Below are 22,971 nucleotides of genomic sequence, written 5' to 3' on the forward strand. Positions count from 1 at the left end.
TGAAGCGACTGAAGCGACTGAAGCGACTGAAGCGACTGAAGCGACTGAGAAGGCCGAGAAGGCCGAGAAGCACGGGCGGTCGGGCGCCGGGCGTCACACGGCCGGCCTCCTCCTGTCCCGGCGCTCCGTGTCGAGGGCGGCGGTGCCGGCCAGCGCCACCGCGGCCGCCGCGAGGCAGAAGAAGGCCGGGTTGACGTACCTGGGGACGTGGCCGGTGGCGTACCGTCCGCCGTCCCCCGTCTCGCAGACGAACCGCACGGGCAGATAGCTCACCGTGTAACCGGTGATGCCGGGGTCCCGCGCCCACTCCTGCCAGCCGGGCGTACGGCACGGCCGGATCGGCGCCGAGTCGGTGCCGCCGTCCTCCGCGGCCAGGACCGCTCCGGCGACATGGAGCAGGCCCCACACATACACGGCGGCCGCGGCGGCACCCAGGAGGGCGGCCGGCCCGCGCAGCCACCCTCCGCCGCCGGCGCGCTCCGCGTCCGGGCGGCCGAGCCTGCCGAAGCCGTACCCGGCTAGGGCGACGCAGGCGACCAGCCCGCCCGGAAGCAGTAACAGGAGCAGAGGAACCATCCGCCGACTTCAGCAGGGCCGGAACGGCCCCGCTGTGGTGGAGGCCACAGTTCCGGGCAACGGAAACGTCACGTGCCGCGCGGCTGTTCCGCCGCGGGCAGCCGGAGGCCCGTCCTGCGCGGACATCCGCGGGGACACCCGTGGGCAGCCGGCAGGGGCCGGGCGGCCCGTCAGGCGGACGCGGGGGCCGGGCCCGTGCTCGCGCGGACCGTCAACTCGGGTGCGATGAGCGCGACTTCGACGGTGCCGCGCCCCTCCAGCTTGGCGATCACCATCTCGACGGCGTGCCGGCCCATCTCCTGGGCGGGGATGGCGACCGACGTCAGCCGCACCGACGCCTGTGTGGCGACCTGGTCCGGGCAGATCGCGATCACCGACACGTCCTCGGGGACGGCACGCCGCTGCCGGCGCAGCAGGGCGAGCAGCGGCTCGACCGCGGACTCGTTCTGCACGACGAAGCCCGTGGTGCCGGGGCGCTCGTCGAAGACCCGGGCCAGTGTCAGGGACATCGCGTCGAAGCCGCCCTCGCAGGGACGGTGCAACACCCGTAGGCCCAACTCGCGGGCGCGGGACCGGAGTCCGTCGAGCGTGCGCTCGGCGAAGCCCGTGTGCCGCTCGTAGACGGCGGGTGCCTCGCCGATGACGGCGATGTCCCGGTGGCCCAGCACCGCCAGGTGCTCGGCGCACAGCGCGCCCGTCGCCCCGAAGTCGAGATCGACGCAGGTCAGTCCCGAGGTGTCGGCGGGCAGCCCGATCAGCACGGACGGCTGGTCCGTCCGGCGCAGCAACGGCAGCCGCTCGTCGTCGAGTTCGACGTCCATCAGGATCATCGCGTCGGCGAGCCCGCTGCCGGTGACCCGGCGTACGGCGTCGGGCCCCTCCTCGCCGGTGAGCAGCAGCACGTCGTACCCGAAGGTGCGGGCGTGGGTCGCCACCGCGATGGCGATCTCCATCATCACGGGTACGTACATGTCGGTGCGGAGCGGAACCATCAGCGCGATGATGTTGGACCGGCTGCTCGCCAGGGCTCGGGCACCCGCGTTCGGGTGGTAGCCGAGTTCCCGGATGCTCAGCTCGACCCGCTGCCGGGTCGCCGCGGAGATGGACCGCTTGCCGCTGAGGACGTAGCTCACCGTGCTCGCCGAGACTCCGGCGTGCTGGGCGACCTCGGCGAGGGTGACCATCCGGCTCTCCAAGCTTCGTGAAGCGCTTCGACAGTTCGCGTCTCACCCACCGGCAGGACCGAGTGAGGGCGGCTCGACATTAGCCCGATGGCGAGAGCGTGTCCAGAGACGCCGAGCGGTGTTGAAGCGCTTCGACACCGCTCCTCGCCGGACGCGTCGTGGGGGCCCGTGCCTTCCTCCGTCGCGCCCTTTCGGCGAGAAGGTGACCGTGGAGGAGTGTCACGCGAACGGTCCACTGATGCGACACCCGGCACGGCGGTGCCGGTCGGGATGACGCAATGTGGAACATGTCGGGCGACACCGGATGGAAAGCCGCGTACGCGGCGGACGTCGGCCGCTCCCCGCACGGTCGGGGGACGGTCCGAACGCTGCGCGAGGACTGGTGGGGTCGCCCGCAATCAGGTACATACGATCGAGTAGCACCGGTCAGTAACGAAGACCCCCAGTGATCCCTATTCGCGGCGAGGTGAGCTTCTTGTCCGCAACACCCCACCGGCCCACAGTCACCGAACGTGAGGCCCGTCAGGTCGCCGAGGCGGCGCGGGAACAGGACTGGCGCAAGCCCAGCTTCGCCAAGGAACTGTTCCTCGGGCGCTTCCGGCTCGACCTGATCCACCCGCACCCCCTGCCGCCCGACGAGGCGGTCCAGCGCGGCGAGGAGTTCCTCGCCAAGCTGCGCGACTTCTGCGAGACGAAGATCGACTCCGCCCGTATCGAGCGCGAGGCGCGGATCCCCGACGAGGTCGTCGACGGGCTCAAGGAGCTCGGCGCCCTCGGCATGAAGATCGACACCAAGTACGGCGGCCTCGGCCTCACCCAGGTGTACTACAACAAGGCACTCGCCCTGGTCGGCTCCGCGAGCCCGGCGATCGGCGCGCTGCTCTCCGCGCACCAGTCGATCGGCGTACCCCAGCCGCTGAAGATCTTCGGCACCAAGGAGCAGAAGGACACCTTCCTGCCCCGCTGCGCCCGTACCGACATCTCGGCCTTCCTGCTCACCGAGCCGGACGTCGGCTCCGACCCGGCGCGGCTGGCGACGTCCGCCGTGCCGGACGGCGACGACTACGTCCTCGACGGCGTGAAGCTCTGGACGACCAACGGTGTCGTCGCCGATCTGCTCGTCGTCATGGCGCGCGTGCCGAAGTCCGAGGGCCACAAGGGCGGCATCACCGCGTTCGTGGTGGAGGCCGGTTCCGACGGCATCACCGTCGAGCACCGCAACGCCTTCATGGGCCTGCGCGGTCTGGAGAACGGTGTCACCCGCTTCCACCAGGTACGCGTCCCCGCCGCGAACCGGATCGGCCCGGAGGGCGCGGGTCTGAAGATCGCGCTGACCACGCTCAACACGGGCCGGCTCTCGCTCCCCGCCATGTGCGTCGGAGCGGGGAAGTGGTGTCTCAAGATCGCCCGCGAGTGGTCCGCCGCGCGCGAGCAGTGGGGCAAGCCGGTCGCCTTCCACGAGGCGGTCGGAGCGAAGATCTCCTTCATCGCGGCGACGACGTTCGCCCTGGAGGCGGTCGTCGACCTGTCCTCGCAGATGGCCGACGAGGACCGCAACGACATCCGTATCGAGGCCGCCCTCGCCAAGCTGTACGGCTCCGAGATGGCCTGTCTGATGGCCGACGAACTGGTCCAGATCCGCGGCGGCCGCGGCTTCGAGACCGCCGCGTCCCTCAAGGCCCGCGGCGAACGGGCGGTCCCGGCCGAGCAGATCCTGCGGGACCTGCGCATCAACCGCATCTTCGAGGGCTCGACGGAGATCATGCACCTGCTGATCGCCCGCGAGGCCGTGGACGCCCACCTCTCGGTGGCCGGTGACCTCATCGACCCCGACAAGTCCCTCTCGGACAAGGCGAGGGCGGGCGCCAACGCCGGCGTCTTCTACGCCAAGTGGCTCCCGAAGCTGGTCGCCGGCCCCGGTCAGCTCCCGCGCTCGTACGGCGAGTTCCAGCACGGCGTCGATCTCTCGCCGCATCTGCGCTACGTCGAACGCAGCTCCCGCAAGCTGGCCCGCTCCACCTTCTACGCCATGTCCCGCTGGCAGGGACGGATGGAGACCAAGCAGGGCTTCCTGGGCCGGATCGTCGACATCGGCGCCGAGCTCTTCGCGATGAGCGCCGCCTGCGTGCGGGCCGAACTCCTGCGCACCGAAGGGGAGCACGGCCGTGAGGCGTACCAACTCGCCGACGCCTTCTGCAGGCAGTCCCGCATCCGCGTCGACGAACTCTTCGGGCGGCTGTGGACCAACACCGACGAGCTCGACCGCAGGGTCGTCAAGGGTGTGATGTCGGGCACCTACACCTGGCTGGAGGAGGGGGTCGTCGACCCGTCCGGCGACGGACCGTGGATCGCCGACGCGACGCCCGGTCCCGCCCAGCGGGAGAACGTGCGCCGGCCCATCCGCTGACCCGGGTGCCGGCAGGGACACGCGGTGGCCGGCGCCGTCGGGCGCGCCGGCCACGCCCCCCGCCCCGCCGTCCGATGCCCCCGGGCGGCGGGGCGCCCGGGGATCAGCAGTACTTGTCGCTGGGATCCCGCGTCGTCCACGAGCACGAGTCGACCTTGGAGCCGCTCGCCTTCGTGAGCGTGGCCGTGTCACTGGTGTTGTTCCAGACGTACGCGCGGCGGTGCTGGTACTTGTCCGCCGTGGTGTCCGTACCGCTGCCGGTGTGCACCTTCATGGTCCTGCCCGCCCCGATCTTCACGTTGGGGAAGGTGTACCGGTGGTTGGACACGTCCTTCAGGACCCAGCCCTTGAGCGAGACCGCCGCGGAACCGGTGTTCCTGAGCTGCACCCACTCGCCGTTGAGACTCGCGTTGGAGCGGTTGTCGGAGCCCGGACTGTCGAACCAGACGTGATGGATGGTCACACCGCCGGCGGCCTGCGCCGGAGTGCTGAGAAGAAACGTGCCTGTCAGTGCCACGGCGCCCGCGAGCGCGGGCAGGGCAGCGCGTATCCGCATGAGAACCCCCCAGGGTGTCGTTCCCCGGCCGGTCGTCCACCGGCCAGTGGTGAAGTGCTATCACGTGATCTTCACGCGAGATTCACAAAGGATGATTTCGCGTCCTCCGGTACGCCGGGGTGCTAAGGAGGGCGGGCGGAAGGGGGGAGCCCTGTCCTGCGCGGCCCGCGTTGCGGCCACAATGGGGGGATGAGCGACAGTCCAGCCCCCCTCGCTGATCCGCATCTTGTCTTCGACCCCGTGGACGGAGTCCGGGATGTCGTGATCCTCGGCTCCACCGGGTCGATCGGGACCCAGGCCATCGACCTCGTGCTGCGCAACCCCGACCGCTTCCGCGTCACCGGGCTCTCCGCCGCCGGCGGCAGGGTCGGACTGCTCGCCGAGCAGGCCCGTCGACTGCGGGTGCGCACGGTCGCCGTCGCGCGCGAGGACGCCGTACCCGCGCTGCGGGAGGCACTGGCCGCGCAGTACGCCGCCGGTGAGCCGCTTCCCGAGATCCTCGCGGGAGCCGACGCCGCCACCCACCTCGCCGGATCCGACGGTCACACCGTCCTCAACGGCATCACCGGCTCCATCGGCCTCGCCCCGACCCTCGCCGCCCTGGAGGCGGGCCGCACCCTCGCGCTCGCCAACAAGGAGTCGCTCATCGTCGGCGGCCCGCTGGTCAAGGCGCTGGCCAAGCCGGGACAGATCATTCCCGTCGACTCCGAGCACGCGGCCCTGTTCCAGGCCCTGGCGGCCGGCACCCGCGCGGACGTCCGCAAACTGGTCGTGACCGCCTCCGGAGGACCCTTCCGGGGCCGTACGAAGGCGGAGCTGGCGAACGTCACACCCGCCGACGCCCTGGCCCACCCGACCTGGGCCATGGGACCGGTCATCACGATCAACTCCGCGACCCTGGTCAACAAGGGGCTGGAAGTCATCGAGGCGCACCTCCTCTACGACATTCCCTTCGATCGCATTGAGGTGGTCGTGCACCCGCAGTCGTATGTCCACTCGATGGTTGAGTACACGGACGGATCGACACTGGCCCAGGCGACGCCCCCCGACATGCGGGGGCCGATCGCCATCGGTCTCGGCTGGCCGGAGCGCGTCCCCGACGCGGCCCCGGCCTGCGACTGGACCAAGGCGTCGAGCTGGGAGTTCTTCCCGCTCGACAACGAGGCGTTCCCCTCGGTCGGACTCGCCCGGCACGTGGGCCGGCTCGCGGGCACGGCGCCGGCGGTGTTCAATGCCGCCAACGAGGAGTGCGTCGACGCGTTCCTGAACGGCACACTGCCGTTCAATGGGATCATGGAGACCGTCACACGGGTGGTCGAGGAACACGGAACACCCCGATCGGGAACTTCCCTGACGGTGGCGGACGTCCTCGAAGCGGAGACCTGGGCGCGTGCCCGGGCCCGTGAACTGACGGCACAGACGACAACCGCGGAGGCTCGTGCATGACGACCCTGATGATGATCCTCGGCATAGTCGTCTTCGTGGTCGGCCTGCTCATCTCGATCGCCTGGCACGAGCTGGGGCATCTGTCGACCGCCAAGCTCTTCGGCATCCGGGTGCCGCAGTACATGGTCGGCTTCGGGCCGACCATCTGGTCGCGGAAGAAGGGCGACACCGAGTACGGGGTGAAGGCGGTCCCGCTCGGTGGCTACATCCGCATGATCGGGATGTTCCCGCCGGGACCCGACGGCCGGATCGAGGCACGCTCGACCTCCCCCTTCCGGGGCATGATCGAGGACGCCCGGTCCGCCGCCTTCGAAGAGCTCAAGCCCGGTGACGAGACCCGCCTCTTCTACACGCGCAAGCCGTGGAAGCGCGTGATCGTGATGTTCGCGGGCCCGTTCATGAACCTGATCCTGGCCGTCGCGATCTTCCTCGGCGTGATGATGACGTTCGGCGTGCAGACCCAGACCACCACGGTCGGCAAGGTCTCGGACTGTGTCATCCAGCAGAGCGAGAACCGCTCCAAGTGCGCGGCGAGCGACGAGGCCGCGCCCGCCAAGGCGGCCGGGCTCAGGGGCGGCGACAAGATCGTCGCGTTCGACGGCAGGGCGGTCGGCGACTGGTCGGCCCTGCAGTCCGACATCCGCTCCAACCCCGGCAGGGACGTCACCATCACGGTCGACCGCAAGGGACAGCGGCTCGACCTCAAGGCCCACCTGATCAAGAACCAGGTCAGCAAGACCGACGGCAACGGCGGCTACGTCGAGGGCAAGTACGTGTACGCCGGCTTCCTCGGCTTCACCCCCGCCTCCGGCATCGTCCAGCAGTCGTTCGGACAGTCCGTGAACCGCATGGGCGACATGATGCAGAACGGCGTCGAGTCGCTGGTCTCGCTGCCCGGCAAGATCCCCGACCTGTGGAACGCGGCCTTCGGCGACGGCCCGCGCAAGGCGGACTCCCCGATGGGCGTGGTCGGAGCGGCCCGGATCGGCGGTGACGTCTTCACCCTCGACATCCCGGCCTCCCAGCAGGTCGCGATGATGCTGCTGCTGGTCGCGGGCTTCAACCTCTCCCTCTTCCTGTTCAACATGCTCCCGCTGCTCCCGCTCGACGGCGGGCACATCGCGGGCGCGCTGTGGGAGTCGCTGCGGCGGAACGCGGCGAAGGTGCTCAAGCGGCCCGACCCGGGTCCGTTCGACGTCGCGAAGCTGATGCCGGTGGCCTACGTGGTGGCCGGGATCTTCGTCTGCTTCACGCTTCTCGTCCTGATCGCGGACGTGGTCAACCCGGTCCGCATCAGCTGACGGAGCACCCGTCCGGGCAGCCCGGCCGCCTGTGCCCCGCCCTTCACCCGTGTACCTCACACGGACGAAGGGCGGGGCTTCCTCGCTTCTTCACGTGTGCGGTTCTCGTACGACGCGTTTCGGTGACCGCGCGAAAGTGCGGGTCGGACAGCGGGTGTGGGGGAGAGCGGCGTCTTTCAGCGAACCGTGACGGCACTGCGGATCCGCACCGTACCGGATGCCGAACGGGTCGCCCGAGGGCACGGCGATCGGCCGGACAGGCTTCCATCCGGACAGGCTGCCCAGGGGGAACCGTCTCCATGTCGGGCCGATCGCCCTACAACGTCATCGAGTGGACCGCAGGACGTCATGTGCCTCCGTACACCTCCGTGCCGTAATCTCGGAGCCTGGAGCCCACGATTCCGGGACCTTGATCCACAACTTGGGGTTGCACAGCAGATGACTGCGATTTCTCTCGGCATGCCGTCCGTTCCGACCAAGCTCGCCGAGCGCCGCAAGAGCCGGCAGATCCAGGTCGGAACCGTGGCCGTGGGTGGAGACGCACCCGTCTCGGTGCAGTCGATGACGACGACGCGTACGTCGGACATCGGCGCGACGCTGCAGCAGATCGCCGAGCTGACGGCGTCCGGCTGCCAGATCGTCCGGGTCGCCTGCCCGACCCAGGACGACGCGGACGCCCTCGCGACCATCGCCCGCAAGTCGCAGATCCCGGTGATCGCGGACATCCACTTCCAGCCGAAGTACGTCTTCGCGGCGATCAACGCCGGCTGTGCCGCGGTGCGCGTCAACCCCGGCAACATCAAGCAGTTCGACGACCAGGTCAAGGAGATCGCCCGAGCCGCGAAGGACACCGGCACCCCGATCCGGATCGGCGTCAACGCGGGCTCGCTCGACCGGCGCCTGCTCCAGAAGTACGGCAAGGCGACGCCGGAGGCGCTCGTCGAGTCGGCGCTGTGGGAGGCGTCCCTCTTCGAGGAGCACGACTTCCGGGACATCAAGATCTCGGTCAAGCACAACGACCCGGTCGTCATGGTCAACGCCTACCGGCAGCTGGCCGCCGCCTGCGACTACCCCCTCCACCTGGGTGTGACGGAGGCGGGCCCCGCCTTCCAGGGCACGATCAAGTCGGCGGTCGCCTTCGGCGCGCTGCTGTCCGAGGGCATCGGCGACACGATCCGGGTCTCCCTCTCGGCCCCGCCCGTCGAGGAGATCAAGGTCGGCCTCCAGATCCTGGAGTCCCTCAACCTCAAGCAGCGCGGCCTGGAGATCGTCTCCTGCCCGTCCTGCGGCCGCGCCCAGGTCGACGTGTACAAGCTGGCCGAGGAGGTCACCGCCGGTCTGACCGGCATGGAGGTCCCCCTGCGCGTCGCCGTCATGGGCTGCGTGGTGAACGGACCGGGCGAGGCCCGCGAGGCCGACCTCGGCGTCGCCTCCGGCAACGGCAAGGGGCAGATCTTCGTCAAGGGCGAGGTCATCAAGACCGTGCCCGAGTCGAAGATCGTGGAGACCCTCATCGAGGAAGCGATGAAGCTCGCCGAGCAGATGGAGGCCGACGGGGTCGCCTCCGGCGAGCCTTCGGTGGCCGTGGCGGGCTGACGCCCGCCGTCCCCGGGGCCTCGCCCCGCCTCCCCGCCCGAGGCGTCCCCTCCGCCGCGGGCAGTGGGGACAGGTCGCGCGGTCCCCAGCGCCCCTGACGGGGCGTGTCCGGCCCGGCGGGTCGAACGGAGCCCGGGGCCGTTCACCCCGCTCCCGAAGCCACCGACTCCCCGCCCCCCTCCAGGGGCGCGGGGAACCGCGCGCTCAGCCCCCACCCACCCGCGGTCGAGCACTCCCTGAGTCCGAGACCCCCCGCGGCCGAAGGTCCGCCCCCGTACAAGGGGCGGCGCCCCACAACCTCGCCAGGTACAGTGCGGAGATCAGTAGACCCCAGGGTGAGGCCCCCGTACGTGTTGACCCAGACCACCACCAGGGTCCTCGAACCGAGTGACCTGGACGCCGCGCTCGCCGTGCTCGGCCGTGAGCCGGTCGCCAACGCCTTCGTCGCATCCCGGGTGCAGATCGCCGGCCTCGACCCGTGGCGGCTCGGCGGCGAGATGTGGGGCTGGTACGAGGACGGCATGTTGCAGTCCCTCTGCTACGCCGGCGCCAACCTGGTCCCGATCTGCGCGACCCCCCGAGCCGTCCGGGGCTTCGCCGACCGTGCCCGCCGGGCCGGCCGCCGCTGCTCCTCGATCGTCGGCCCCGTCGAGGCCACCGCCCAGCTGTGGCGGCTGCTCGAACCTAGCTGGGGCCCCGCCCGCGAGGTCCGCCGTCACCAGCCCCTCATGGTCACCGACCGCCTGCCCGCCGACATCGCCCCGGACCCCTACCTCCGCCGCATCCGCAAGGACGAGATGGAGACGATCATGCCGGCGTGCGTGGCCATGTTCACCGAGGAGGTCGGCGTCTCGCCGCTCGCCGGCGACGGCGGCCTCCTCTACCAGGCGCGGGTGGCCGAACTCGTCGGCACCGGACGCTCGTTCGCCCGACTCGACCACAACGGCAAGGTCGTCTTCAAGGCCGAGATCGGCGCCGCCACCACCCAGGCCTGTCAGATCCAGGGCGTCTGGGTCGCCCCCGAGTACCGGGGCCAGGGATTCGCGGCCCCCGGCATGGCGGCCGTCCTGCGCTACGCCCTCGCGGACGTCGCACCCCTCGTCAGCCTCTACGTCAACGATTTCAACACGGCCGCCCGCGCGACCTACCGACGCGTGGGCTTCCAGGAGGTCGGGGCGTTCATGAGCGTCCTGTTCTAGCCACACCGCCGGCCGCACCCGCGGCCACCGCGCCGGAGAGCCGCTCTGCGCCCCGTACGTGCCCTGTAGTCTCCCCGGCATGCTGCGCTTTCCCGGTCAGGGGCCCCGCACCCCCGACGACGTGGTCATCGGCCCGCTGGATCTCGCCGCGCGCGTCGACGAGGCGCTCGCCGTCCAGGCGCTCGCCTTCGGGCTGGGCCCCGACGAGATCGCCGTCCGCCGGCAGATCGTGCTGCGCCACCTCACCTGTCCGGGCGCCCGCGCCCTCGGGGCCACCACCGTCGACGGACGGCTCGTCGGATTCGTCTACGGCATGCCCAACGACCGTGGGCACTGGTGGTCGACCGTCGTCGAGCCCTATCTGCGGGCGCGGGGCAACGACACCTGGCTCGACGACTCCTTCGTCATCACCGAGCTGCACGTCCACCCGCGCTACCAGAACCGCGGCGCGGGCCGCGCCCTGATCACCGGCATCACGGACAGCGCGGCCCAACCCCGCTCGATCCTCTCGGCCATCGACACGGACAGTCCCGCCCGCGGCCTGTACCACTCGCTGGGCTACGAGGACCTGGCACGGCAGGTCCTCTTCCCGAGCGCGCCGAAACCGTACGCCGTGATGGGCGCACCACTGCCGCTGCGGCGCCCCTGACGGGCGACCCCGGGGCGAAACGGATTTCCGGGGACGGCGGCCCCCCGGCTAACCTCCTTGCCATCACCCTCACGCAGCAGGAGTCGAGAACCATGGCCCAGGTCCAGCGCATGTCCCGTTTGATGGTCAAGACACTGCGTGACGACCCGGCCGACGCCGAGACGCTCAGCCACAAGCTGCTCGTCCGCGCCGGCTATGTGCGCCGCAACGCCGCCGGCATCTGGACCTGGCTGCCGCTCGGCAAGAAGGTCCTCGACAACATCTCCCGGGTCGTGCGCGAGGAGATGGACGCCATCGGCGCCCAGGAGGTCCTGCTCCCGGCCCTCCTCCCCAAGGAGCCCTACGAGGCCTCGGCCCGCTGGGAGGAGTACGGCGACCTGCTGTTCCGCCTCCAGGACCGCAAGGGCGGCGAGTACCTGCTCGGCCCCACCCACGAGGAGATCTTCACCCTGGTGGTGAAGGACCAGGTCGCGTCGTACAAGGACCTGCCGGTCATGCTGTACCAGATCCAGACCAAGTACCGGGACGAGGCCCGCCCGCGCTCCGGCGTGCTGCGCGGCCGCGAGTTCCAGATGAAGGACTCGTACTCCTTCGACACCACGGACGAGGGCCTGGCCGAGTCCTACGCGCTGCACCGCGCCGCGTACCAGAAGATCTTCGCCCGGCTGGGCCTCGACTACCGCATCGTCTCGGCGGTCTCGGGTGCCATGGGCGGCTCCGCCTCCGAGGAGTTCCTCGCTCCCGCCGCGGCCGGCGAGGACACCTTCGTGGACTGCCCGGCCTGCGACTACGCCGCCAACACGGAGGCCGTGACCTTCAAGCTCACGCCCGTCTCCGAGGAGCACGGCCCGGTCGAGGAGCTGGACACCCCCGACACCCCGACCATCGAGACGCTCGCCCGGCACCTCGGCGTCCCGGCCTCCGCCACCCTCAAGAACCTGCTGGTCAAGGTCGACGGCGAGATCGTCGCCGTCGGCGTCCCGGGCGACCGCGAGGTCGACCTCGGCAAGCTGGGTGAGCACCTCGCGCCCGCCGTCGTGGAACTGGTGACGGCGGAGGACTTCGAAGGCCGCGACGACCTCGTACGGGGTTACGTGGGTCCGCAGGGTCTGGAGAAGGTCCGCTACATCGCCGACCCGCGGGTGGCGCCGGGCACGGCGTGGGTCACGGGCGCCAACAAGGCCGACACGCACGCGAAGAACGTCGTCGCGGGCCGTGACTTCGAGGTCGACGACTACCTCGACGTCGTCGTCGTCGAGGAGGGCGACCCCTGCCCGTCCTGCGGCGCCGGCCTCAAGCTGGACCGCGCCATCGAGATCGGCCACATCTTCCAGCTCGGCCGCAAGTACGCCGACACCTTCCAGCTCGACGTCCTCGGCCAGCAGGGCAAGCCGGTCCGCGTGACCATGGGCTCCTACGGCATCGGAGTCTCGCGCGCGGTGGCGGCGCTCGCCGAGCAGTCGGCGGACGAGCAGGGTCTGTGCTGGCCCAAGGAGATCGCCCCCGCCGACGTCCACGTCGTCGCCGCGGGCAAGGCGCTGCAGACCGAGCTGGCCCTCGACGTCTCCGAGAAGCTGGGCGCCGCGGGCGTGCGGGTCCTGGTGGACGAACGCGCCGGTGTCTCCCCGGGCGTGAAGTTCACGGACGCCGAACTCATCGGCGTACCGCAGATCCTCGTCGCCGGGCGCCGTTCGGCCGAGGGCGTCCTGGAACTCAAGGACCGCCGCACCGGCGAGCGCGAGGAACTGACCGTCGACGAGGCGATCGCGCGCCTGACGGCCTGACGGCCTGACGGCCTGACGGCCTGACGGCCTGACGGCCTGACGGCCTGACGGTTTGACGGAGGCAGGGCGGCAGACGTCGGCAGGACGGACGGCCGTGGGCCGGGGTGCCACGCCCCGGCCCATGCCGCAAGCCAGTGCCGGAGGTCCGTCGGGGAAGTCGGTCGGAGAAGTCCGTCCCGGAAGCCGCCGCCCGGAGTGTTCTTCCCGGGCGGCGCGGATGCTCGGCGGCGTCTTCCTCCCGCGACTCGCCGACCGGAGGACGGGGCAGCACCGCGCCATCCGGCGAGGGGCGGCCGGGCCGGGTGATCGGAACAGGCCGCGTGGCCCGCCGGCTCAGAGCCAGCCGGCGAACTCCAGCAGCAGTTCGGCGTCCTGTTCGCGCCCCACCCGCCGCGCCCGCACGCCGGACTCGACCGCCCGGAACAGGGTCCAGCCGCGCAGCCGCTCCTGGTCCACCTCCAGCGACTCGGCGAGCCGCTTCACCCGCCGCCGGGTGATCGAGGCCCCCGAGGGCGAGGCGATCAGGTCCTCCACCCGGTCACGGACCAGCCGGGCCAGATCGAACGCGCACTCACCGATCACCGGGTCCGGGCCCACGGCCAGCCAGGGCATGCGCTCACCCGCGAGCACCTTGCTCTGCCGGAAGGTGCCGTGCAGCAGCCGCTCCTCGGGCGGGCCCGCGATCAGCTCCTCACGGGCCGCGAGCGCCGCGTCGACCAGCTCCCGGACCTCGGCGTCGGTGTCCGCCGCGGCCCGCATCGCCTCGGCCTGCCGGCCGGTCCGCTCGGCCACCGTCTCGAAGACGTGCGCCCGCGCGGCGGGCGGCTCGACCCACAGCCGCCGCAGCGTGCCGGCCGCCTCCAGCAACGCCTTCGCCTCCGGCAGCGAACGCACGGACAGATCGGGCCGCAGCCGCTCCAGCAGCAGCACTCCGTGGACGTCGCCCACCGCGCCGGGAAGAGGCAGGAGCTGCACCGCGCCCCGGCCGCCCCAGTGGGCGAGCGCGGCCCGCTCGCTCTCCGGACGCGCCCGCTCCGGCGCCAGCTTCAGTACCGCGGGCGTCCCGTCGGCTTGCCGCACCAGCACGACCAGGCTGCTGCGCCCGCCCGGTGCCTGCACCCGCTCCACGGTCAACTCACGTAGGCCGACCGCCTGTTGAAGAGACCCGGCCAGCTGGTCCAGCCACTTCCCCGACCCGTCGTCCCCCTTGATCTCGTCAAACCCGCCCCGCTGCGCCTCGCCGAGCGCCCGCACCAGGCGCTGCGGCGGTTCGAAAGCCATGCGGGAGTCCATGCGGGAGGGGTTCCTTCCGAGAGTCGCGTCAGGTGTGGGAGGGTGCCGCCGCGAACGAGGCGGTCGTCCGCTCGGCGAGACCAGGGAAGGCTACGCTCTCCCCGCGCCAGCGCACTCCCCGCACCGCCGCCTCCCGCAGCGCCTCGGCCGCCGAGCGCCGCCGGTCGCCCGAGGAGGCGCGCACCAGGTCGGAGTAGATCCCGGCCACACGGTCCTCCAGCTCGGCGGCGAACCGTACGGCCGTGCCGGTGTCCTTGACGGCGAAGGGCAGCGCGTACGCCGCCGCCGCGGGCACGGGCTGTCCGCCCAGGTCCCTTATGGCGCGCGCCAGTTCGTCGCGGCGCGCACGGTGCGCGTCGTACGCCGCGCGTGCCTCGCCCCGGCGGGACTCACCGATCCTGCCGCCGACGACCCCGTATCCGTACACCACCGCGTGCTCGGCGGCCAGCGCTGCCTGCAGGGCCGTGAGCTCCGCCGCCGCGGCCTTCCGCCCGGCGTTCTCGGCCGTCCCCGCTTCGGGGGTCCTCTCGGCCTTCCCGGCCGGTTCCGTCGCTCCCGTCGAGCTCACTTCGCCTCCTTGGTCAGCAAAAACGCGTGGGCCGCCCCGGCCGCCGCCACCGAGGCCAGCAGTCTGGCCAACTCTCCCGGCACGTCCAGCAGGGCCTTCGTTCGCCGGTCCACCAGGGCGAGTTCGGCGGCCGCGAGGTCGGCGAGGGCGTCCTTCTCGCGGACCGGCACGGCGGGCGAGGAAGTCGCGGAAGCCGGATCCGAAGGGGAGCCGGAGGCCGAGAGCGACGCGGAGGCAGAGCCCGAAGGGGACGCGGACGACGAGGCGGACGACGAGGCGGACGAAGAGGCGGACGACGAGGCGGACGGTGAGGCCGAGGGCCGACGCCCGGGGCCGCCGAGCGCCTGCGCGTGCCGTACGACCTCGGTGCGCAGCGGGTCCAGCCGCTTCGCCAGCGGCGGATGGGCGGCGATCACGGCGGCGTAGCGCGCCGCGAGCGTCTCGCTGTCGCGGGCGGCACGCGCGCGTGCGGCGTCCGCGGCCGAGGGGCTCCGGACCGCGGTACCGGGGGACGACGACTCGCGAGCGGAACAGCCCACGAGCACGGCGGCGCCCGCGGCGGTGCTCGTGAGCAGGCTCCTTCGGCGCGGACCCGACGGAGTGCGGGGCGGCGGGGTGAACGACACGGCAGACGTCCTCGGAAGGCTCGTACGAACGGGAGGGCGGCGCGCCCGTGATCACGGTACCCGCGCCGGGACCCGGCGCTCGCCAGCGGCTCTCCCGTGCCTGCGCCGGACCGGTTCGCGGGCGGCCGAGGGACCTTCCCGTGCCCGCCCCCGGTGGACGGCAACACCCCCTGCGACCGGATACCCTTTGACCCAGACACGCGACCAACCCACAACAGCACACGCGGCCGAGGAGTCACCCGGATGAGCACCACCCAGAGCGAGAGGCTGCGAGAACTTCTGGAACCGCTCGTCAGCTCCCAGGGACTCGACCTCGAAGAGATCGAGGTGGACTCGGTCGGACGCAAGCGCGTGCTGCGTGTGGTCGTCGACTCGGACGCCGGTGCGGACCTGGACCAGATCGCCGATGTGAGCCGCGCGCTCTCGGCGAAGCTCGACGAGAGCGACGCGATGGGCGAGGGCGAGTACACCCTCGAGGTCGGAACCCCCGGTGCCGAGCGCGAGCTCAAGGAGCACCGTCACTACGTACGCGCCACGGACCGGCTGGTGAAGTTCCAGCTGGGCGACGGCGCCGAGCTGGTCGCCCGCATCCTGAACGCCGACGACGACGGCCTCGACGTGGAGGTGCCGGGTGTGAAGGGGCGCAGGCCCACCACCAGGCGGCTCGCCCTCGCGGACATCGCCAAGGCGCGTGTCCAGGTCGAGTTCAACCGTAAGAACGCGAACGACAAGCCCGAAGAAACCGAAGAAGCCGAAGAAACCGAAGAGAACGCAGAGGAGGCGTAGCCGTGGACATCGACATGAGTGCCCTGCGGGGTTTGGTACGGGAGAAGGAGATCTCCTTCGACCTGCTGGTCGAGGCGATCGAGTCGGCCCTCCTCATCGCCTACCACCGCACCGAGGGAAGCCGCCGCCACGCGCGCGTGAAGCTCGACCGGGAGACCGGTCATGTGACCGTGTGGGCGAAGGAGGACCCCGAGGACCTGGAGGAGGGGCAGGAGGTACGCGAGTTCGACGACACCCCGTCGGGGTTCGGCCGGATCGCCGCGACCACCGCCAAACAGGTGATCCTGCAGCGTCTGCGGGACGCGGAGGACGACGCGACGCTCGGCGAGTACGCCGGACGCGAGGGCGACATCGTGACGGGCGTGGTCCAGCAGGGACGCGACCCGAAGAACGTGCTCGTCGACATCGGCAAGCTGGAGGCCATCCTGCCCGTGCAGGAGCAGGTCCCCGGCGAGACGTACCAGCACGGTCTGCGACTGCGCTCGTACGTCGTCCGGGTGGCGAAGGGCGTGCGCGGTCCGTCCGTGACGCTGTCCCGCACGCACCCCGCCCTGGTGAAGAAGCTCTTCGCGCTGGAGGTGCCGGAGATCGCCGACGGGTCCGTCGAGATCTCCGCCATCGCCCGTGAGGCCGGCCACCGCACGAAGATCGCCGTCCGCTCGACCCGGTCGGGCCTGAACGCCAAGGGTGCCTGCATCGGTCCCATGGGCGGCCGGGTGCGCAACGTCATGGCCGAGCTGAACGGCGAGAAGATCGATATCGTCGACTGGTCGGACGACCCGGCGGAGATGGTGGCGAACGCGCTGTCACCGGCCCGGGTCTCCAAGGTCGAGGTCGTCGACCTCGCGGCCCGCTCCGCGCGGGTGACGGTCCCCGACTACCAGCTGTCACTGGCGATCGGCAAGGAGGGCCAGAACGCCCGCCTCGCGGCCCGCCTCACCGGCTGGCGGATCGACATCCGCCCGGACACCGAGCAGTCCTCCGACGAGCCCGCCGAGCGGCGCGGGGACCGGAGCGGGGACCGGCGCGGGGACCGGAGCGGGGAATAGATCCAAGCCGCGAGTGGCTTGGATCACGACAGTTGTCTGCGCAGCAAGTGTTCGATTCTTGCCCCAAAGGGGTGAGGTCGGTGCGGAGAGGTAGACTTAAGAGTGTCTGGCCGGACGCGAGCCCGCGCATGCCCTGAACGCACCTGTGTGGGGTGCCGGGAACGAGCGGCCAAGACTGATCTGCTGCGGGTCGTGGCGATCGAGGGTGAATGCGTCCCCGATCATCGCGGTACGCTGCCCGGCCGGGGCGCGTACGTACACCCCGCCCCGGTCTGTCTGGACCTGGCGGTACGCCGCCGGGCGTTCCCACGGGCGCTGCGTGCCCAGGGAGTGCTCGACACAGCGGCGTTGCGCCTCTGCGTCGAGCAGGCAACACCGTAAGACGTGTCGTGCGGAACCCCCGTACGGCCCTGGTACCCCGCGAGTTGGAAGTAGGTCGAGATTGCGATGAGCACTCGATGAGCACGCGATGAGTACGCCCATGAAGTAGCGACGGTCCGGACGCAACCCGGACCTAAAAGGAGCGAAGTGGCTAAGGTCCGGGTATACGAACTCGCCAAGGAGTTCGGGGTTGAGAGCAAGGTCGTCATGGCCAAGCTCCAGGAGCTCGGTGAATTCGTCCGTTCGGCGTCGTCGACGATCGAGGCGCCCGTAGTACGCAAACTGACCGACGCCCTCCAGCAGGGCAACGGTGGCGGCAAGCCCGCCGCACGCAAGGCTGCCCCGGCGAGGCCGGCAGCCCCCTCTCCCGCGCAGGCCGCCCGTCCGGCTGCCCCGCGCCCGCCGGCCCCGAAGCCGGCTGTTTCCGAGCGGCCCGCCGCCGCGCCGGTCACCCCGGCCGCGTCGGGTCCGCGTCCGACTCCGGGTCCCAAGCCCGCTCCGAAGCCCGCTCCCGCGGCTCCGGCGCCGGCCGTTCCCGAGTTCACCGCGCCGCCGTCGGCCCCGTCGGCTCCCTCGGCTCCGGCCGCGGGTCCCCGTCCGGGTTCCGCCCCGCGTCCCGGTGGCCAGTCCCCGCGTCCCGGTGCCCGTCCCGCCGGTGGTCCCGGCCAGGGTGGCCAGGGCCGCGGTGACCGTCCCGAGCGTGGCGACCGTCCCGACCGCGGCGACCGTCAGGGCGCCCCGCGTCCCGGTGGCCAGTCCGCGCGTCCCGGTGCCCGTCCGGCCGGTCCCCGTCCGGGCAACAACCCCTTCACCTCGGGTGGCTCCACCGGAATGGCGCGCCCGCAGGCGCCCCGTCCGGGTGGCGCGCCCCGACCCGGTGGCGCCGGTGCTCCCGGTGGTCCGCGTCCGCAGGGCGCGGGCGGCCAGGACCGCGGTCCCCGTCCCCAGGGCGGTCCCGGCGGCGCTCCGCGTCCGCAGGGCGGTCCGGGCGGTGCCCGTCCGACCCCGGGCGGCATGCCCCGTCCGCAGGGTGGCGCTCCGCGTCCCGGCGGTGGCCCCGGTGGCAACCGTCCGAACCCCGGCATGATGCCGCAGCGTCCTGCTGCGGGCAGCCCGCGTCCCGGCGGCGGCCCCGGTGGCCGTGGTCCCGGTGGCGGCGGCGGTCGTCCCGGTGGTCCCGGTGGCGGCGGCGGTCGTCCGGGCGGCGGCGGCTTCGCCGGTCGTCCCGGTGGCGGCGGTGGCGGTTTCGCCGGTCGTCCGGCGGGTCCCGGTGGCGGTGGCGGCGGTTTCGCCGGCCGTCCGGGTGGTCCCGGCGGTGGCGGCGGCGGTCGTCCCGGCTTCGGTGGTCGTCCGGGTGGTCCCGGTGGCCGTGGTGGCACACAGGGTGCGTTCGGCCGTCCCGGCGGTCCGGCGCGTCGTGGTCGCAAGTCGAAGCGGCAGAGGCGCCAGGAGTACGAGGCCATGCAGGCCCCGTCGGTCGGCGGCGTGATGCTGCCTCGCGGCAACGGACAGTCCGTCCGCCTGTCGCGCGGTGCGTCCCTCACCGACTTCGCCGAGAAGATCGGCGCCAACCCGGCGTCGCTCGTCGGCGTGATGATGAACCTCGGCGAGATGGTCACTGCCACGCAGTCCGTCTCCGACGAGACGCTGAAGCTCCTCGCGGACGAGATGAACTTCGTCCTCGAGATCGTCAGCCCCGAGGAGGAGGACCGCGAGCTGCTCGAGTCCTTCGACATCGAGTTCGGTGAGGACGAGGGCGACGAGGACGACCTCGTGGTCCGTCCGCCGGTCGTGACCGTCATGGGTCACGTCGACCACGGTAAGACCCGCCTTCTCGACACCATCCGCAAGACGAACGTCGTCGCGGGCGAGGCCGGCGGTATCACGCAGCACATCGGTGCGTACCAGGTCGCGACCGAGGTCAACGGTGAAGAGCGCAGGATCACCTTCATCGACACCCCCGGTCACGAGGCGTTCACCGCCATGCGTGCCCGTGGTGCCAAGTCGACCGACATCGCGATCCTCGTGGTGGCGGCCAACGACGGCGTGATGCCCCAGACGATCGAGGCGCTGAACCACGCCAAGGCGGCCGACGTGCCGATCGTGGTCGCGGTCAACAAGATCGACGTCGAGGGCGCGGACCCGACCAAGGTGCGCGGTCAGCTCACCGAGTTCGGTCTGGTGGCCGAGGAGTACGGCGGCGACACGATGTTCGTCGACATCTCCGCCAAGCAGGGTCTGAACATCGACCAGCTGCTGGAGGCCGTGGTCCTGACCGCGGACGCCTCGCTCGACCTGCGGGCCAACCCGGAGCAGGACGCGCAGGGCATCGCGATCGAGTCCCACCTCGACCGCGGCCGCGGTGCCGTTTCGACGGTCCTGGTCCAGCGCGGCACGCTGCGCATCGGCGACACCATGGTGGTCGGCGACGCGTACGGCCGTGTCCGGGCGATGCTCGACGACAACGGCAACAACGTCGAGGAAGCGGGTCCGTCGACCCCCGTCCTGGTCCTGGGTCTCACCAACGTCCCGGGCGCCGGCGACAACTTCCTCGTCGTCGACGAGGACCGCACGGCGCGTCAGATCGCCGAGAAGCGGGCGGCGCGTGAGCGCAACGCCAACTTCGCCCGCCGGGGTGTCCGGTTCTCCCTGGAGAACCTGGACGAGGCCCTCAAGGCCGGTCTGGTGCAGGAACTCAACCTCATCATCAAGGGCGACGCGTCCGGTTCGGTGGAGGCTCTCGAGTCCTCGCTGCTCCAGCTCGACGTCGGCGACGAGGTCGACATCCGTGTCCTGCACCGCGGTGTGGGTGCGGTCACCGAGTCCGACATCAACCTGGCGACCGGCTCCGACGCCATCGTCATCGGCTTCAACGTCCGCGCAGCGGGCCGCGCGGCGCAGATGGCGGAGCGCGAGGGCGTCGACGTCCGGTACTACTCGGTGATCTACCAGGCCATCGAGGAGATCGAGGCGGCCCTGAAGGGCATGCTCAAGCCGGAGTACGAGGAGGTCGAGCTCGGCACGGCGGAGATCCGCGAGGTCTTCAAGTCGTCCAAGCTGGGCAACATCGCCGGTGTCCTGGTCCGCTCGGGCGAGGTCAAGCGCAACACCAAGGCGCGCCTCATCCGCGACGGCAAGGTCATCGCGGAGAGCCTCAACATCTCCGGGCTGCGTCGCTTCAAGGACGACGTCACCGAGATCCGCGAAGGCTTCGAGGGTGGTATCAACCTCGGAAACTTCAACGACATCAAGGTCGACGACGTCATCGCGACGTACGAGATGCGCGAGAAGCCGCGGTCGTAAGGCAGTGGCTCGAGCTGGCCGGCGGTGAGGGATCACCGTCGGCCGGCTTGCCGTTTGAACGATCGCGCAGTTCCCCGCGCCCCTGTCCCGGGGCGCGGGGAACTGCGCGACAGGCCCCCACCGGCCCGCGGTCGAAGAACGGCCCACGGGGCCCGGGGCGGAACCCCGGAGGATGCGGGGGCGAAAAACCCCGGCGAGCATCCCACCCGTTCGTTGTACGGTTCTGATGTCCCTGCCAAGTGACTGGCAGGCCGTCTATCCCGTACCGGCGGGACATCCGGTTACACATGTATGTGGGGACGCTGTCCTTCGATCTGCTCCTCGGCGATGTCCACTCGCTCAAGGAGAAGCGCTCTCTCGTCCGCCCGATCGTCGCCGAACTCCGGCGGAAGTACGCGGTCAGCGTGGCGGAGACGGGCAACCAGGACCTTCACCGCAGGGCCGAGATCGGCCTCGCGGTGGTCTCCGGAGACACCGAGCACCTCACCGACGTACTGGACCGGTGCGAACGGTTCGTCGCTGCACGGCCGGAGGTGGAACTGCTCTCGGTACGGCGCAGGCTCCACACAGACGAAGACTGACGAAACAAGCAAGGCGAAGAAGGAGACGGACCAGTGGCCGACAACGCGCGTGCCAAGAGGCTGGCGGACCTCATCCGAGAGGTCGTGGCCAAGAAGCTGCAGCGCGGGATCAAGGACCCGCGGCTCGGCACCCACGTCACCATCACGGACACCCGGGTCACCGGGGACCTCCGGGAGGCGACCGTCTTCTACACGGTGTACGGGGACGACGAGGAGCGCGCGGCCGCGGCCGCGGGCCTGGAGAGCGCCAAGGGCGTGCTCCGCTCCGCGGTCGGCGCGGCGGCGGGCGTGAAGTTCACCCCGACCCTGACCTTCGTCGCGGACGCCCTGCCGGACACCGCCAAGACCATCGAGGACCTGCTCGACAAGGCACGGGCCTCCGACGCCAAGGTGCGTGAGGTCTCGGCGGGAGCCGCCTTCGCCGGTGAAGCCGACCCGTACAAGAAGCCGGGCGACGAGGACGAGGACGACGCCGCCGAATGACCCAGAAGCTCCGGACGCCCGACGGGCTTGTCATCGTGGACAAGCCGTCGGGCTTCACCTCGCACGACGTGGTCGCCAAGATGCGGGGCATCGCGAAGACCCGCCGCGTCGGCCACGCCGGCACCCTCGACCCCATGGCGACGGGCGTGCTCGTCCTCGGCGTCGAGAAGGCGACCAAGCTCCTCGGGCACCTCGCGCTCACCGAGAAGGAGTACCTCGGGACGATCCGGCTCGGCCAGAACACGCTGACGGACGACGCCGAGGGCGACCTCACCTCCTCCACCGACGCCTCCCGGGTGACCCGGGAAGCCGTCGACGCCGGGATCGCCAAGCTCAGCGGCGCCATCATGCAGGTGCCGTCCAAGGTCAGCGCCATCAAGATCGACGGCGTGCGCTCGTACAAGCGGGCACGTGAGGGCGAGGACTTCGAGATCCCGGCCCGCCCGGTGACGATCTCGTCGTTCACGGTGTACGACATCCGGGACGCCGTGGCCGAGGACGGCACGCCCGTCCTGGACCTGGTCGTCTCCGTGGTCTGCTCGTCCGGGACGTACATCCGGGCACTCGCCCGCGACCTCGGCGCGGACCTGGGCGTCGGCGGCCATCTCACCGCCCTGCGCCGTACCCGCGTCGGCCCGTACAAGCTGGACTGCGCGCGCACCCTCGACCAGCTCCAGGAGGAGCTGACCGTGATGCCGATCGCGGAGGCCGCCACGGCCGCGTTCCCGCGCTGGGACGTGGACGACAGACGGGCGCGACTGCTGCTCAACGGCGTGCGCCTGGAGATCCCCGAGGAGTACGCCGGGGCGGGCGCCGTGGCCGTCTTCGATCCGGCGGGGCAGTTCCTGGCGCTGGTGGAGGAGCAGAAGGGGAAGGCCAAGAGCCTCGCCGTGTTCGGCTGAGGCCCCCGCGGCATCCTTCGAGGCCCCCGAATCCCCACGGCCCGCGAGATCCTGCGGGCCGTGCGGGGCGCGTGCTCGCGGGCCGTGCGGGGCGCGCGTGCTTGCGGCAGGGACCACTCGCCCGTGGAGCGGCGGTCACGGGGCTTCGCGCCCGCCGCTCCATGGTCCCCCCTCGGATCCCCCACCCAGAGGTGTATCCATCCGTCCTGCCCTATTCACCCCATCGGGCAGGCGCTCGGAGTGAACCGAGGGAGCGGAAGGGGGCGCGTTCACCACGCGATCTGTCCCGCTGATCACCTCG

The 22,971-nt window shown here is 71.3% G+C and carries 20 protein-coding genes; 14 read left to right on the forward strand and 6 right to left on the reverse strand.

What is annotated here, in order from left to right:
- Positions 1-93 precede the first annotated feature (93 nt).
- Entirely contained in the window at positions 94-576 is a 483-nt protein-coding gene (locus ACFVTC_RS33085; RefSeq protein WP_390132144.1) for a hypothetical protein, read from the reverse strand.
- A gap of 170 nt (positions 577-746) precedes the next feature.
- The gene (locus ACFVTC_RS33090; protein ID WP_390132145.1) at positions 747-1,760 is read right to left on the reverse strand and encodes a LacI family DNA-binding transcriptional regulator; all 1,014 of its coding nucleotides are present in this window, start codon (positions 1,758-1,760) and stop codon (positions 747-749) included.
- Between the two features lie 466 nt (positions 1,761-2,226).
- Between ACFVTC_RS33090 and ACFVTC_RS33095 the strand changes: the two genes are divergently transcribed.
- Positions 2,227-4,167 carry an acyl-CoA dehydrogenase family protein gene (locus ACFVTC_RS33095; RefSeq protein WP_390132146.1) on the forward strand — a complete coding sequence of 647 codons (1,941 nt, stop codon included), beginning with the start codon at positions 2,227-2,229 and terminating at the stop codon, positions 4,165-4,167.
- Between the two features lie 103 nt (positions 4,168-4,270).
- On the opposite strand, the gene ACFVTC_RS33100 is transcribed toward ACFVTC_RS33095, so the two are convergent.
- Positions 4,271-4,723, reverse strand: a complete 453-nt coding sequence (locus ACFVTC_RS33100) for a lamin tail domain-containing protein (RefSeq protein WP_168530477.1) — start codon at positions 4,721-4,723, stop codon at positions 4,271-4,273.
- Between the two features lie 189 nt (positions 4,724-4,912).
- On the opposite strand from ACFVTC_RS33100, the gene dxr reads away from it, so the two are divergent.
- The 6 genes from dxr to ACFVTC_RS33130 all read left to right on the forward strand — a co-directional run bounded on the left by dxr (position 4,913) and on the right by ACFVTC_RS33130 (position 12,698).
- A complete protein-coding gene (gene dxr / locus ACFVTC_RS33105; protein ID WP_390132147.1) occupies positions 4,913-6,169 on the forward strand; it encodes a 1-deoxy-D-xylulose-5-phosphate reductoisomerase in 1,257 nt (418 codons plus the stop codon).
- Complete coding sequence (locus tag ACFVTC_RS33110) at positions 6,166-7,470, forward strand: M50 family metallopeptidase (protein ID WP_390132148.1); 1,305 nt, start codon at positions 6,166-6,168, stop codon at positions 7,468-7,470. Before dxr ends, ACFVTC_RS33110 begins: the two co-directional genes overlap by 4 nt.
- Before the next feature lie 438 nt (positions 7,471-7,908).
- Positions 7,909-9,066: a flavodoxin-dependent (E)-4-hydroxy-3-methylbut-2-enyl-diphosphate synthase gene (gene ispG / locus ACFVTC_RS33115; protein ID WP_168530480.1), complete on the forward strand. Its 1,158-nt coding sequence runs from the start codon at positions 7,909-7,911 to the stop codon at positions 9,064-9,066.
- 350 nt (positions 9,067-9,416) lie between these two features.
- Complete coding sequence (locus tag ACFVTC_RS33120) at positions 9,417-10,265, forward strand: GNAT family N-acetyltransferase (RefSeq protein ID WP_390132149.1); 849 nt, start codon at positions 9,417-9,419, stop codon at positions 10,263-10,265.
- A gap of 79 nt (positions 10,266-10,344) precedes the next feature.
- Positions 10,345-10,914, forward strand: a complete 570-nt coding sequence (locus tag ACFVTC_RS33125) for a GNAT family N-acetyltransferase (protein WP_390132150.1) — start codon at positions 10,345-10,347, stop codon at positions 10,912-10,914.
- Positions 10,915-11,006: 92 nt separating this feature from the next.
- Positions 11,007-12,698 carry a proline--tRNA ligase gene (locus ACFVTC_RS33130; RefSeq protein ID WP_329290819.1) on the forward strand — a complete coding sequence of 564 codons (1,692 nt, stop codon included), beginning with the start codon at positions 11,007-11,009 and terminating at the stop codon, positions 12,696-12,698.
- Between the two features lie 333 nt (positions 12,699-13,031).
- Here ACFVTC_RS33130 and ACFVTC_RS33135 read toward each other — a convergent pair whose 3' ends face one another.
- The 3 genes from ACFVTC_RS33135 to ACFVTC_RS33145 form a co-directional block, all read right to left on the reverse strand.
- Positions 13,032-13,979 (reverse strand): aminoglycoside phosphotransferase family protein, encoded by a 948-nt coding sequence (locus tag ACFVTC_RS33135; RefSeq protein ID WP_390132151.1) that lies wholly within the window; start codon positions 13,977-13,979, stop codon positions 13,032-13,034.
- Positions 13,980-14,019: 40 nt separating this feature from the next.
- A complete protein-coding gene (locus tag ACFVTC_RS33140; protein ID WP_390132187.1) occupies positions 14,020-14,451 on the reverse strand; it encodes a ferritin-like domain-containing protein in 432 nt (143 codons plus the stop codon).
- A 104-nt stretch (positions 14,452-14,555) separates the two neighbouring features.
- A complete protein-coding gene (locus ACFVTC_RS33145) occupies positions 14,556-15,185 on the reverse strand; it encodes a hypothetical protein (protein WP_390132152.1) in 630 nt (209 codons plus the stop codon).
- A 243-nt stretch (positions 15,186-15,428) separates the two neighbouring features.
- Between ACFVTC_RS33145 and rimP the strand changes: the two genes are divergently transcribed.
- From rimP to truB, 7 genes are all read left to right on the forward strand, one after another.
- Positions 15,429-15,971 carry a ribosome maturation factor RimP gene (rimP, locus tag ACFVTC_RS33150; protein ID WP_390132153.1) on the forward strand — a complete coding sequence of 181 codons (543 nt, stop codon included), beginning with the start codon at positions 15,429-15,431 and terminating at the stop codon, positions 15,969-15,971.
- A 2-nt stretch (positions 15,972-15,973) separates the two neighbouring features.
- Positions 15,974-17,020, forward strand: coding sequence for a transcription termination factor NusA (gene nusA / locus ACFVTC_RS33155; protein ID WP_168530487.1), 1,047 nt, complete (start codon positions 15,974-15,976; stop codon positions 17,018-17,020).
- A gap of 102 nt (positions 17,021-17,122) precedes the next feature.
- The gene (locus ACFVTC_RS33160; protein ID WP_168530488.1) at positions 17,123-17,401 is read left to right on the forward strand and encodes a YlxR family protein; all 279 of its coding nucleotides are present in this window, start codon (positions 17,123-17,125) and stop codon (positions 17,399-17,401) included.
- Between the two features lie 147 nt (positions 17,402-17,548).
- Entirely contained in the window at positions 17,549-20,704 is a 3,156-nt protein-coding gene (gene infB / locus ACFVTC_RS33165) for a translation initiation factor IF-2 (protein WP_390132154.1), read from the forward strand.
- A gap of 287 nt (positions 20,705-20,991) precedes the next feature.
- Positions 20,992-21,285, forward strand: a complete 294-nt coding sequence (locus ACFVTC_RS33170; protein WP_153288273.1) for a DUF503 domain-containing protein — start codon at positions 20,992-20,994, stop codon at positions 21,283-21,285.
- A gap of 33 nt (positions 21,286-21,318) precedes the next feature.
- Positions 21,319-21,768: a 30S ribosome-binding factor RbfA gene (gene rbfA / locus ACFVTC_RS33175; RefSeq protein ID WP_329290832.1), complete on the forward strand. Its 450-nt coding sequence runs from the start codon at positions 21,319-21,321 to the stop codon at positions 21,766-21,768.
- Positions 21,765-22,670: a tRNA pseudouridine(55) synthase TruB gene (truB, locus tag ACFVTC_RS33180; RefSeq protein WP_390132155.1), complete on the forward strand. Its 906-nt coding sequence runs from the start codon at positions 21,765-21,767 to the stop codon at positions 22,668-22,670. Before rbfA ends, truB begins: the two co-directional genes overlap by 4 nt.
- Positions 22,671-22,971: the final 301 nt, after the last annotated feature.

This window comes from Streptomyces sp. NPDC057950, assembly GCF_042887295.1.
Lineage (GTDB): Bacteria > Actinomycetota > Actinomycetes > Streptomycetales > Streptomycetaceae > Streptomyces > Streptomyces kaempferi.